The organism is Aeromicrobium changchenzhani, assembly GCF_057586615.1.
Genome location: NZ_CM172480.1, coordinates 2,371,474 through 2,383,057, shown reverse-complemented (window position 1 = coordinate 2,383,057; position 11,584 = coordinate 2,371,474). Strand labels below are relative to the sequence as shown.

The following is an 11,584-nucleotide window of genomic DNA, read 5'->3' as shown; positions in this document are numbered from 1 at the left end:
GGCCTTGACAATTGATTCGCAGGAGTAACAACTATCCGATGATTAAAACCGTGCAAGTATGGCTGGATGGAACTTCGCCACCTGCGGTACTTCGTCGCGGTCGCCGAGTTGCGGCATTTCGGTCGGGCCGCGGCCCGGCTGCACATGGCTCAGCCGCCGTTGTCGCACCAGGTGCGGCAACTCGAGGCGGAGCTCGGAGTCGAGTTGCTGCGCCGCACCACTCGCCGGGTCGACCTCACGGACGCGGGGGCGGTCTTCCTGCAACGAGCCCGGGAGGTCCTTTCGGCAGTCGACGCCGCCAGCGGTGAGGCGCAGCGGATCGGCGCTGGGCTCGAGGGGCGACTCGTCGTGGGTTGCGTGGGGTCGGCGACGTATAGCCTATTGCCGAGCCTGGCCCGCACATTGCGTGAAGAGTTGCCAGCCGTGGACTTCAGTTTCCGCGGCGAGATGCTCGTGCCGGACCAGGTGGCGGCGCTACGCGCAGGCGAGATCGACCTTGCACTTCTGCGCCCACTCGCCGACCATCCTGGACTGGAATTGACCTCGCTGCGCCGCGAGCCGCTGATCGTAGCGCTCCCGGACGGTCACCGGCTGGCCGGTCGCAAGCGGCTGCGCGTGGCCGACCTCCGCAACGAGGACTTCATCGTGCACCCCGGGCACGGTCGATCGGTGATGAGTGGGCTGGTCCTCGCCCTGTGTCGCGAGGCAGGGTTTGAGCCACGCGTCCGGCAGGAGGTGGGGGAGACGTCCACCTTAGTCACGTTCGTGGCGGCGGGCCTGGGCGTTGCCGTGGTGCCGGAGCCAGTTGCCGCGCTCGGTGTGGCGGGCGCGACGTACCGGCCGCTCGTCGGGAGCGGCCACGTCGAGTTGTCAGCGGCGATCCGTGCGGGTGACGACACGCCGTTGCTGGTGCGCGCGCTGGGGATTCTGGCTGCCCTGATCAGCGAGTAACGCGCCGGTCGGACCGACCCAGAGCCGTCTCAGTAAAACCCATCCCGATGGGGCGGGGAGTGCGGCAAACTGTTGGTCTGAAGCATGGCTAAGTCGCGTTGGATCGCGTCGGCCGCCGCCAGCATGAGTGGTACTACCTCGTTGATCATTCGGTCCATCGTGGTGCGCCCCAACGTGCTGGAGTAGGCCAAGGCGGCGAGCACCTCGCCTTGGTGGTTGCGAACCGGGACTGAGGTCGATAGAAGCCCGTCTTCGAGTTCGGACTCGGCGACGGCGTAGCCCGCACGGCGTACGTTGTGGAGCGCGTCGCGGAACCGCAGCGAGTCGGTGATCGTGCGCTCGGCCCGCGGGGGGAGACCCGCGTCGATTACCGCCTCGATGACGTCCGGTGACGACCAGGCGGTGAGTACGTGGCCCATCGAGGTCGCATGCGCTGGGACGCGGCTGCCCACGTCGACGGCGACACTGAGGATCCGCCGGACTTGAACCCGAGCAACATAGATGACCTCGATCCCGTCGAGCTGGGCCAGAGAGGCGGACTCCTGGGTGGCCTCGGCGAGCTGCAGCAGGTGCGGCTGGGCGATCTCAACGATGCCGTGGGTCGCCGCATAGTGCTGCCCGATGGTGAGCACCCGGGGCGTCAGGGACCAGCGTGGTCCGGCGCCGATGACGTAGCCCAGTCGTTGCAGGGTTAGCAGGATCCGTCGCACCGCCGGTCGCGAGAAACCGGTGCGAGCAGCGAGCTCGGCCGGGGTCGGGTTCGGCAGCTCGGCATCGAAAGCGAGGAGCACGGCAAAGCCCCGTTCAATGCTCTGGACGAAGTCGCGGTCGTTGGCCATCTCAGCGGACTCACTCATACTTACGACCTCCCATTGGGGCGCAATTGGGTATCGGTGGGGTAGCTCTACCTGTTGACAATGGCGTGTGACATGGACCACTGTCGAGGTGAACGCACAACGTACAACAAGTACGCACAGCGTACACTAGGAGGTGGGCGACATGGAGACACGGGAGATCCGGGACGCATTCGGTGAGTTCGCCACGGGAGTCACCGTGGTGACCTGCACCAACGAGGACGGCGAACCGCACGGCGCTACCGTCAACGCGTTCACCGCGGTCTCGCTCGACCCGCCGCTCGCCCAGGTCACCCTCGGCCGCGACTCCAAGGCCTGCCAATTCCTGGACGGGCGACCGTTCGCGATCAACGTGCTCGCGGCCGACCAGCTCGACGTGGCGTGGCACTTCGCCGGCCGCCCGGCGGAGGAGACGCCGGCCTGGGGCGTCGGCGTTACGGCCCCGGTGCTGGAGGGAACCGCCGCGACGATCTCGTGTCGGGCCTGGCGCACCTACGACGGCGGAGACCACCTCATCTTCATTGGCGAGGTCGAGGAGGTCGAGATCCCCGGTCGGGACCCGCTGCTTTTCCACGGCGGCCAGTTCCGCCACCTCAGCCCGCTCGAGACCCGCGTGGCCTGGGACGGGTCCATCGACAACCCCGACCACGGCTGGTTTGACGCCACCGCACATTTCACCCCGCTCTGCGACGCCATCCGCGTCTGAGCCCTACCTCTCGCAACGAAGGGAAACATCATGACCACCATTCAGGACCGCAAGCTCAGCACCGTCGAGGAAGGACTCAACGATGTCCGTCCTATGACCGGCGACGAGTACATCGAGTCGCTCCGCGACGACCGGGAGATCTGGATCTACGGCGAACGGGTGAAGGACGTCACCGAGCACCCCGCCTTCCGCAACCCCGTCCGGATGACCGCCCGCCTCTACGACTCACTCCACGACGAGGCGACCAAGGGCGCGATCACCGTGCCGACCGACACCGGCAACGGCGGCTTTACGCATCCGTTCTTCCGTGCGCCGCACAGCTCCGCAGACCTGCAGCAGGACCGGATCGCGATCGAGAACTGGGCCCGCCAGTCATGGGGCTGGATGGGCAGAAGCCCCGACTACAAGGCCAGCTTCCTCGGCACCCTCGGCGGGAACTCCGAGTTCTACCAGCCCTTCGAAGAGAACGCGAAGCGCTGGTACAAGGAGTCGCAAGAGAAGGTCCTCTACTGGAACCACGCGATCATCAACCCGCCGGTCGACCGCAACCTGCCGCCCGACGAGGCCGGCGAGGTCTTCATGCGGGTCGAGAAGGAGACCGACGCCGGTCTCATCGTCTCCGGTGCCAAGGTGGTCGCCACCGGCTCGGCCATCACCAACTACAACTTCATCGCGCACTACGGACTCCCGATCAAGAAGAAGGAGTATGCGATCGTCTGCACCGTGCCGATGGACTCCCCCGGACTGAAGTTGATCTGTCGCCCGTCCTACACCATGGCGGCCGACGTGATGGGCAGCCCGTTCGACTACCCGCTCTCGAGCCGCATGGACGAGAACGACACGATCTTCGTCTTCGACAAGGTGCTGGTGCCATGGGAGAACGTCTTCGCCTACGGCGATCCCGAGAAGATCAACAACTTCTTCCCGCAGTCCGGCTTCATCCCCCGATTCACCTTCCACGGCTGCATCAGGCTCTCGGTAAAGCTCGACTTCATCGCCGGTCTTCTGCTCAAAGCCCTGGAGTGCACCGGCAGCAAGGACTTCCGCGGAGTCCAGACCCGCGTCGGTGAGGTGATCGGCTACCGCAATGCGTTCCGCGCCCTGGCCGACGCCATGGCCCTCAACCCCGACCAGGGACCCAACGGAACCGTCCTGCCCAAGCTGGACTACGGCCTGGTCTACCGCCAGCTGATGATCGAGGCCTATCCCCGGGTCAAGGAGATCATCATGCAGGACGTTGCATCCGGCCTGATCTACCTCAACTCCAACGCGGTCGACTTTAAAACCCCAGAGATTCGGCCCTACCTCGACAAATATGTCCGCGGTTCCAACGGGTACGACGCCGTCGACCGAGTCAAGGTTATGAAGGCCCTCTGGGATGCCGTCGGGACGGAGTTCGGTGGCCGTCACGAGCTCTACGAGCGCAACTACTCCGGTAACCACGAGAACGTGAAGGCCGAGATACTTTTCGCCGCCGAGGCGCAGGGCGAGACCGACGCGATGAAGGGTTTCGCCGAGTCGATGATGGCCGAGTACGACCTCGATGGCTGGACTGTCCCCGACCTCATTAATCCGACCGATGTCAACCGCATCCTCAACCGCTGATTCAAGAACGAGAAGGAGATCATCATGACAACCACGCAAACCTCACCCACTGCTGCCGGTTCCGGCGCCAGCGCGAGCGAGAACTTCAGGGCTAGCGCCGAACGGCGTGCCGTGGCCGAGACCGCTCCCGAACGCATCAGTTCCGTCGTCACGGCCGTGCTCCAGGGCGTCCACGACGTTATCCGCGAGTACAACGTCACGTACCCCGAATACCAGGCCGCTAAGGGCTGGCTGATGGAAGTCGGCGAGACGGGCGAGTGGCCGCTCTTTATGGATGTCTTCGTGGAGCACGTTGTCGAGGACGTTGTGTCCGAAGCGCAGCAGGGCACCAAGGGAACCATCGAGGGCCCCTATTACCTTCCCGGCCAGATTGAGTTGAGCGCGACCTGTTCACTGCCACGTCGCGACGACGAACAGGGCACCCCCCTGGTGCTCGAGGGTCAGGTCCGCGATCTCGATGGTACGCCGTTGGGCGGCGCCACGATCGACATCTGGCATGCCGACGCAGCCGGATATTACTCCGGCTTTGCGCCCCACGTCCCCGATGGCAACCTTCGCGGCGTCGTCACCACGGACAACGAGGGCCGGTTCGCGATCTCGACGGTCCAACCGGCGCCGTACCAGATCCCGACGGACGGGCCGACCGGCAAGTTGATCGAGTCCGCCAGCTGGCACCCGTGGCGCCCGGCGCACCTCCACGTCATGGCCCGTGCCGAAGGGCACAGGACCATCACCACACAGCTCTACTTCGCCGGTGGCGAGTGGCTAGACTCCGACGTTGCCGAGGCCACCAAGCCGGAGCTCATCATCGACCCGCAGGACGACGGCACCGGCACCCACCGCTCGACGTACGACTTCGAGCTCGAGACTGCCTGAGAGCCGTGCACCCCGCGTGCGGAACCAGCACTTTGTGGTTCCGCACGCGACCTCAACGAAAGGCAGCACCGTGCCCGTCACTCACGACGACATGGCCATCGAGCGGATCGAGACCGTCATCATCGACGTGCCGCTGCGGAGGCCGCATAAGTTCGCCCGCGTCACCATGGATGCGCAGCCCGTGCTGCTCGCCTTCGTGCACACCCGCGCCGGTGTCGTCGGCGTCGGCGAAGGTGTCGTGCCCGGTGGTCCGTGGTGGGGCGGGGAGTCGGTGGAGTCCATGAAAGTCACCATCGATACGTACGTTGCACCGCTGATCGTCGGCCGTCGAGTGGACGACATAGAAGGGATCTGGCGTGATGTCTCAGACCGTGTGAACGCCAACCTCTACGCCAAGGCAGCCGTCGAGGTCGCCTTGCATGACGCCTGGGCGCGAAGCCTCGGCGTCCCGGTCCACACGCTTCTCGGCGGACTAGCCCGGACCAGTATCGACGTGACGTGGGCGCTGGGTGCCGAGTCTGAGGAAGTCGTCGTGGAGGAAGCCCTGGCAAAACTCCACGCCGGGGAGCACCGCTCCTTCAAACTGAAGATGGGCGCACTTGAGCCCGAGGAGGACACCCGGCGGGTCTGCGCAATAGCAGAGAAACTGGCCGGGTCTGCGGGGGTGCGGGTCGACCTCAATGCCAGGTGGAACCTGAACACTTCACGCACCTATCTGCCATGGCTGGTCGCGGCGGGGGTCGAACTGATCGAGCAACCGGTGCCCGGCGAGCAGATTGAGGCACTGGCTGAGATCAATGCGTTGTTGCCAATCCCAGTGATGGCCGATGAGAGTCTACGCACGCCGGTCGACGCGCTCCGGCTGGTGCGGCTGCGCGCCGCCGACGTGTGGTCGATGAAGACCACGAAGGTCGGCGGCCTGCGTCGGTCCCGCGATATCGTCGCGATCGCGAACGCGGCGGACATCCCGTGCCACGGAGGCACGTCTATCGAGACCGGCATCGGCACGGCTGCGTCGCTGCACCTAGCCTGCGCGGCACCGGGAGTCACGTGGGGCAGTGAACTCTTCGGTCCGCTGCTGTTTGCTGAAGAGATCTTACGCACGCCGTTGCGTTACGCCGATGGTGCTCTGCACCTGCCCGACGGACCCGGGCTCGGCGTCGACCTTGACCTAGACGCGGTGGCTGCGCTCCGACGTACCCATCTGACCAGAGGAGATTAGTTATGTTATTTCACGTACGGATGGACGTCGCGATCCCGCATGACCTCGACCCAGGGGTGCGTGCGGACCTGCTGGCACGCGAGAAGGAGCGCGCTCTTGAGCTCCAAGGCTCGGGTGCTTGGCTGCAACTGTGGCGGATCGTCGGGGAGTACGCCAACATCAGCGTCTTCGAAACTGCGTCGAATGACGAGCTGCACAGTCTGTTGTCAAGCCTTCCGCTGTTCCCCTATATGACCATCCAGGTCACGCCGTTGGCCACACACCCCTCGAAGCTGGACGGGTGATGTCCGGGCAGGTCCTCCACGGGTGGCCACAGATTCCACTGCGCGAGTCCGTGGTCACCATGGGAGTGTTCGATGGCTTCCACCGCGGCCACGTGGCGCTGGTCGACGCCGCGCTCGAACGGGGCCGGGGTCGGGGTCTGCCCACAGTTCTGGTGACGTTCTCGCCGCACCCCTTGACCGTGCTCGCACCCAAGCGGGCGCCTCGCCAGCTCCTGAGCATCGAGGATCGGGTCGAGCTCGCGCTCGCTCTCGGCGTCGACGCGGTCGTTGTACTTCCTTTCGATGCGGAGCTGGCCGCTGTGCCGGCACAGGACTTCGTGGCCGACGGTCTCGTGTGGCACCTCGGGGTCCGTGACCTGGTCGTCGGCGAAAACTTCCGCTGTGGGCGCGGGGGCGAAGGCGACGTGACCTTTCTCCGTCGTGCCGGCGAGACCCAGGGTTTCAGTGTGCACGCGGTCGGCCTGGTGCGTGAGGGCGACACGGCGTGCTCCTCTACGGAGGTGCGCAGGTGCCTTGACTACGGCGACATGGCAAGCGCCGAACGGTTACTCGGTCGGCGCGATCCAAGGATCATGGCGGCCGCGGGGTGATCCCGTTGGGAACCTCCCGCAGCGTATTCGTGCCCGGTGTCGACGGTGTCCAGCGATGGCATCGACAACCTGGCCGCGCACTCGTTCTTCACCGTCGCGTGCGCCCGACCGCCGACTATCCAGTTCACTTCGGCAGGTATCAAGGACACACTTCGCAACGTACTGGCCACCGGCGAATTCGTAGTTAGCCTTGCGACCCTCCCGATGCTCGGCCAGATCAACGCGTCCAGCGCGGCAGTCGCACCCGGAGTGGACGGGGGTGCAATGCTGGGTGTGGCGATGGAGCCCAGTGACCACGTGTCGCCCACGTGCGGCTGTCTGAAGCACCGATCGATTGAACCGACGAGCGGTTCGCTTTCGGCCCTCAGGATCGCGCGCGGGTCCGACCTGGCACTCGTCGCGATACCAGGCCACAAGAGCCTGACCGCGACGATGAACGGCAAGGATGGCGAAGGGATTCGGCAGTTCCTGGACGGCAAAGGCAAGCTGCTCCTTGATCAGGAGGACTTCGGGTTCGAAGTCTTCGGCCAGCACATTCTGCTCGGCCACGCACGAACGTACGGTGTCGACTCCAATGTCACCAACTCGGATGAGGCCATTGCCGCACCGGACTCAAGAAAAGCCAATGGGTTCAAGATCGGCCTACTTCCAGGCGATGCTGACTCTTTCTGAACTTTCTTCGTAGACAAATACAAGGGCACAGAATGGGCCGCGGCCTGTGGGCTGGGCATTGCCTGATCTCACAGATCCTCCAGATTCCCTGATCAACTACCTAGCCGACAATGACTCGAACAGAACAATGATCCCGCCGCGCTGATGCTGGCAATCTGACCACAGGCGGTGGCGTACCTCAGTGTGAGCCGTCCCAAGTTTGATGCGGCATCCTCTCGGGTCAAATGATGGATCCGCCGTCGGGTCGGACAGTCTCGTAACCCTAGGAATAAGAGGCGTCTCAACGACCGTCCGAATCTGCATCGTGAACGGACGTAGTTCCGGCCCTCGGCGCTCCGGAGGCTGGGGACACGCTCGTCATCGCAACTCTTGATCGGCTCGGACGGTCGACGCAGAACATGCTCGATTTCGCTCAAGAGCTCCGTGACCGCGGCGCGGGCCTGCGGGTGTTGGACCTCGGCGGCGGCGACGTCGGCATATCAACACCGATGGGGTCGATGTTGTTCACGATCATGGCCGCTCTGGCGCAGATGGAGCATGACATCAAGCGCGAGCGGATCACCGACTCGATTAACAAACGCCGCGACGCCGGGAAAGACCTCGGTGGGCGCCCCCGCCGCGTTACCGACAGCCAGATCCGTAGCCCTGTTCGTCTGGTCGACGGCGGCGAGCCAGCCGCACAGGTCGCCTGCGATCTCGGAATGTCCCGAGCGACGTTCTACCGGCGGTCGCGTGCGCTGTTGAGCGAGATGGAACGATCGCAAAACGCCGCCACATAGCGGTGCAATCCACAGTAGCGGGTTCAGAGGACGCAGCGTCCTTGTTGAGCTGTCCGTCACTCTGAGGTATATCAACTGGGCTGCCGCGGTGAACACCCCTGATGGCAGATGCCCGGTTCGGGTTTTGGTGTTGCTGACGGGGTCCTAAATAGAGATCGCGGAGTTGAGATTTGACTCAACGCGCCCTCCGCTACCGAATCATTTTCCGAGAGCACGCGCAACGAGCAACCGCTCAAACGTTCGCGCGTACGGAAATGGGGACGCTGGCCCTTGCGGTCTGGACGAAGTCGCGCACCGTGATGGCAAATGACGGGAGGGGACTGCCCAGACTTTGGTTGACACCTGACCTGTGAGGATTTCGGTCTTCGCTGGAAGGATGTCTGTTATGCCTAAGCCCTATCCCGTCGAGTTTCGTGATGATGTTGTTGCGGTTGCTCGCAAAGGTGAAGCCCCGCTGTCCCAGATCGCGAAGGACTTCGGTATTTCGGAGTCGTGTTTGTCGAACTGGTTGAAGAAGGCCGATGTTGAGGACGGCAACCGTCCTGGTGTCACTGAAAAGCAGTCGGTCGAGGTGCGTGAGTTGAAGAAACGTAACCGGCTGTTGGAGCAGGAGAACGAGGTCCTGCGGCGTGCGGCAGCGTATTTGTCGCAGGCGAACCTGCCGGGAAAATAGTCTTCCCGCTCGTCCGTGAAATGGCCGCGGCCGGCGCCCGAATCAGGGTGTCGGTCACGGTGGCGTGCAGGGTCTTGGGTTTGAGCACCAAGGGGTATTACAAGTGGCTCAAGGCACCGGTCAGTCAACGAGACTGGGACGATGCGCACCTGATCAACGCGGCCCTTGATCTGCATGCCGAGGACCCAGGTGATGGCTATCGGTTCATCGCTGACGAGCTCGCCGACCTGGGGTTCGCCGCGTCGGAGAACCGTGTGTGGCGGTTGTGCTCCTTGCAGGGGATCTTCTCGATCCACTCCAAGAAGCGTGGCCTGAACCGCAAACCCGGCTCACCGGTCCATGACGACCTGTTGGCCACCAAAGATGAGAACGGGAAGCCTGGACGTGACTTCACCGCGGACGCGCCGAACACCAAGTGGCTCACCGACATCACCGAGCATCCCACTGCTGAGGGAAAGCTTTATCTGTGTGCGATCAAGGACTGCTATTCAGGTCGGATCGTGGGTTACTCGATCGACTCGCGGATGAAGGCATCGCTCGCGGTCTCAGCGTTGCGCAACGCGATCAGTCTCCGCTCGCCTGAGGGAACAATTGTGCACAGTGACAGAGGCAGCCAATTTCGCTCCAAGAAGTTCGTCCGCACCCTCAGGATCAACGGCCTCTTGGGGTCGATGGGGCGGGTCGGAGCGTGCGGAGACAACGCCGCCATGGAGTCGTTCTTCTCATTGCTGCAGAAGAACGTCCTCAACACCAGACGGTGGGACACCCGCGAGCAACTCCGCCTCGCGATCGTGACCTGGATCGAGACCAAGTACCACCGCAAGCGCCGCCAACGGGGCCTGGGCAAACTCACACCAGTCGAGTTTGAGACCATTTACATGGCCGCTAACGCGGCCTGAAAACCACCAACCCGAGGTGTCAACCAAATCGGGGGCAGTCCCAAACGTCCGATCCTGCGTAGGCTGTTACAGCTGCAATCACAGCCGTAACGAAGCCGGCGGTAGCACCCCGCCGCACATTTGACGATCTCATGACAATCTTCCCTTCGTCGGTTCTGTCATCAAGGAGCGATCGACCAGTTGATGGCTAGGTGCAGGAAGGCTTGCAGGCGATGGCAGGGATCCGGATCTTTATATTCTTCTTGCTGCAGCCGCCATACGTTTCAAGGTAGACGAATGCGGCGGCCGTGGCACCAACCGCGCCGACGCAGCCAACTTGTCCTACTGCCGGCACGAGGCAGATCGCAGTAGCTATGGCAGCACCTCCGCCTTTAAGGACGGCCTTCTGATCGACGGAATTGAGGTAAACACAGAGGTGAAGAAAGCCGAAGCCTCCTGCGCTGAGAGACGGAGACGGTGCTTCTTCGCGCAAGGCCGATTTCAATGTGGTAGTTGCACTTTATGTAACTAGGTACGTAGAGTCTATCTCGTTACAGTTTCCGATGGAGGAGTAGCCATGGAACCACAAGAGGCAAAAGATTCTTTGAAGGTCGTCGAAACTGCGCCTGCGGTTTCTCGACGACCCTCCGCATTCACGGTCGCGGCGGGCGTGCTCAGCTTGATGCTAATGCTGGTCGGCAGCGCCGGTGTGATCATCTCCGAGCCGCCACGAGGCGTTGGCATACTCGCGGCAGGATCGCTACTAGTGCTTGTTCTGGTCTGGGTCACCCGCCGGTCGCCGGGTGAGTCGGTGTGGCGGCCGATTGACCATGTTGCACAGTTGGCAACGGTCATCGCGACGACGGTGCCGATGCATCGTTTAATCTGGCCTGCCGACGACAACGTTGTCGCGAGTGCGTGGATCGCCTCCTCGATTGCGGCACTCGCGCTGGGCGGCTTTCTTGCGCTCAGGTGGCGTCGTTGACTACAGCTCGCGATCCCCGCTTGGCTCTGCCGACGGCTATGCACAACCCGGCTAGGCTGGCGATCCTCGCGTCGTTACGCCAAGTCCAATCGGCGGACTTCGCCGCGCTTCGCAAAGCGTTCGAGATGTCCACGCCAGAGATGTCGCGTCAATTGGCCATCTTAGAACGCGAACAGTTGATCGAGGTTCGCAAAGCACGACGCAATCGACAAACAATCACCCAAGTACGGCTATCCGAACGAGGGCGGACTACGTTCGAGGAATACCTAGGCAACCTCAAACGTATCAGCGATGGCATCCCGATCTGGCCCTAAATCTCATTGCAAGGCTGGTAGCGACCAATTTGAATACCGGACACCGTCACATGATCAAATCGGGTTGTCATAATCGAAGCTGTAGTTGGTGAGGTTGCTGAAGCCGACGTCTCCCAGATGAATGGCGCGAGAACCCTCGTAATCAGGAGACCCCAACCCCAGCCCTGACCAACGACGCGTCTACGCCCTCAACTG

The 11,584-nt window shown here is 63.1% G+C and carries 13 protein-coding genes and 1 pseudogene; 13 read left to right on the top strand and 1 reads right to left on the bottom strand.

From position 1 onward, the window contains the following. The first annotated feature begins 66 nt into the window (after positions 1 to 66). Positions 67 to 951, top strand: a complete 885-nt coding sequence (locus AC2YB9_RS12045; RefSeq protein WP_487265587.1) for a LysR substrate-binding domain-containing protein — start codon at positions 67 to 69, stop codon at positions 949 to 951. Positions 952 to 980: 29 nt separating this feature from the next. Here the strand turns inward: AC2YB9_RS12045 and AC2YB9_RS12040 are convergent, their stop codons facing one another. Further along, positions 981 to 1,808 carry an IclR family transcriptional regulator domain-containing protein gene (locus tag AC2YB9_RS12040; RefSeq protein ID WP_487265586.1) on the bottom strand — a complete coding sequence of 276 codons (828 nt, stop codon included), beginning with the start codon at positions 1,806 to 1,808 and terminating at the stop codon, positions 981 to 983. Positions 1,809 to 1,950: 142 nt separating this feature from the next. On the opposite strand from AC2YB9_RS12040, the gene AC2YB9_RS12035 reads away from it, so the two are divergent. From AC2YB9_RS12035 to AC2YB9_RS11980, 12 genes and pseudogenes are all read left to right on the top strand, one after another. Continuing rightward, positions 1,951 to 2,511, top strand: coding sequence for a flavin reductase family protein (locus tag AC2YB9_RS12035; protein ID WP_487265585.1), 561 nt, complete (start codon positions 1,951 to 1,953; stop codon positions 2,509 to 2,511). Positions 2,512 to 2,604: 93 nt separating this feature from the next. Next, entirely contained in the window at positions 2,605 to 4,116 is a 1,512-nt protein-coding gene (locus AC2YB9_RS12030; protein ID WP_487265584.1) for a 4-hydroxyphenylacetate 3-hydroxylase family protein, read from the top strand. 24 nt (positions 4,117 to 4,140) lie between these two features. Beyond that, the gene (gene catA / locus AC2YB9_RS12025) at positions 4,141 to 4,992 is read left to right on the top strand and encodes a catechol 1,2-dioxygenase (RefSeq protein WP_487265583.1); all 852 of its coding nucleotides are present in this window, start codon (positions 4,141 to 4,143) and stop codon (positions 4,990 to 4,992) included. A 70-nt stretch (positions 4,993 to 5,062) separates the two neighbouring features. Then, a complete protein-coding gene (locus AC2YB9_RS12020; protein WP_487265582.1) occupies positions 5,063 to 6,214 on the top strand; it encodes a muconate/chloromuconate family cycloisomerase in 1,152 nt (383 codons plus the stop codon). Positions 6,215 to 6,216: 2 nt separating this feature from the next. After that, the gene (gene catC, locus AC2YB9_RS12015; protein WP_487265581.1) at positions 6,217 to 6,498 is read left to right on the top strand and encodes a muconolactone Delta-isomerase; all 282 of its coding nucleotides are present in this window, start codon (positions 6,217 to 6,219) and stop codon (positions 6,496 to 6,498) included. Beyond that, positions 6,498 to 7,088, top strand: coding sequence for a hypothetical protein (locus AC2YB9_RS12010; RefSeq protein ID WP_487265580.1), 591 nt, complete (start codon positions 6,498 to 6,500; stop codon positions 7,086 to 7,088). Before catC ends, AC2YB9_RS12010 begins: the two co-directional genes overlap by 1 nt. Positions 7,089 to 7,124: 36 nt before the next feature. Further along, on the top strand, positions 7,125 to 7,760 hold the full coding sequence (locus tag AC2YB9_RS12005; RefSeq protein WP_487265579.1) for a flavin reductase family protein: 636 nt from the start codon (positions 7,125 to 7,127) through the stop codon (positions 7,758 to 7,760). Between the two features lie 347 nt (positions 7,761 to 8,107). Then, positions 8,108 to 8,344 (top strand): annotated as a pseudogene (locus AC2YB9_RS12000) (recombinase family protein); the annotation flags it as partial. Then, entirely contained in the window at positions 8,318 to 8,539 is a 222-nt protein-coding gene (locus AC2YB9_RS11995) for a helix-turn-helix domain-containing protein (RefSeq protein ID WP_487268611.1), read from the top strand. The pseudogene AC2YB9_RS12000 and the gene AC2YB9_RS11995, both read left to right, overlap by 27 nt. Before the next feature lie 385 nt (positions 8,540 to 8,924). Then, positions 8,925 to 10,111, top strand: a protein-coding gene (locus AC2YB9_RS11990) for an IS3 family transposase (RefSeq protein WP_487265578.1) whose coding sequence is annotated in 2 segments (ribosomal slippage) — positions 8,925 to 9,203 and positions 9,206 to 10,111 — 1,185 coding nt in all. Because the reading frame shifts where the segments join, the coding sequence is not laid out codon by codon here. A gap of 556 nt (positions 10,112 to 10,667) precedes the next feature. Next, entirely contained in the window at positions 10,668 to 11,075 is a 408-nt protein-coding gene (locus tag AC2YB9_RS11985; RefSeq protein ID WP_487265577.1) for a hypothetical protein, read from the top strand. Further along, complete coding sequence (locus tag AC2YB9_RS11980) at positions 11,072 to 11,389, top strand: transcriptional regulator (protein ID WP_487265576.1); 318 nt, start codon at positions 11,072 to 11,074, stop codon at positions 11,387 to 11,389. The genes AC2YB9_RS11985 and AC2YB9_RS11980 overlap by 4 nt, the downstream gene beginning before the upstream one ends. Positions 11,390 to 11,584: the final 195 nt, after the last annotated feature.

Excerpts from the sequence above, each read along its gene's own strand:
- catA (WP_487265583.1), top strand. The coding sequence starts at position 4,141 with ATGACAACCACGCAAACCTCACCCACTGCTGCCGGTTCCGGCGCCAGC.
- AC2YB9_RS12010 (WP_487265580.1), top strand. The coding sequence starts at position 6,498 with ATGTCCGGGCAGGTCCTCCACGGGTGGCCACAGATTCCACTGCGCGAG.
- AC2YB9_RS12035 (WP_487265585.1), top strand. The coding sequence starts at position 1,951 with ATGGAGACACGGGAGATCCGGGACGCATTCGGTGAGTTCGCCACGGGA.
- catC (WP_487265581.1), top strand. The coding sequence starts at position 6,217 with ATGTTATTTCACGTACGGATGGACGTCGCGATCCCGCATGACCTCGAC.
- AC2YB9_RS12040 (WP_487265586.1), bottom strand. The coding sequence starts at position 1,808 with ATGAGTGAGTCCGCTGAGATGGCCAACGACCGCGACTTCGTCCAGAGC.
- AC2YB9_RS11985 (WP_487265577.1), top strand. The coding sequence starts at position 10,668 with ATGGAACCACAAGAGGCAAAAGATTCTTTGAAGGTCGTCGAAACTGCG.
- AC2YB9_RS12045 (WP_487265587.1), top strand. The coding sequence starts at position 67 with ATGGAACTTCGCCACCTGCGGTACTTCGTCGCGGTCGCCGAGTTGCGG.
- AC2YB9_RS12030 (WP_487265584.1), top strand. The coding sequence starts at position 2,605 with ATGACCGGCGACGAGTACATCGAGTCGCTCCGCGACGACCGGGAGATC.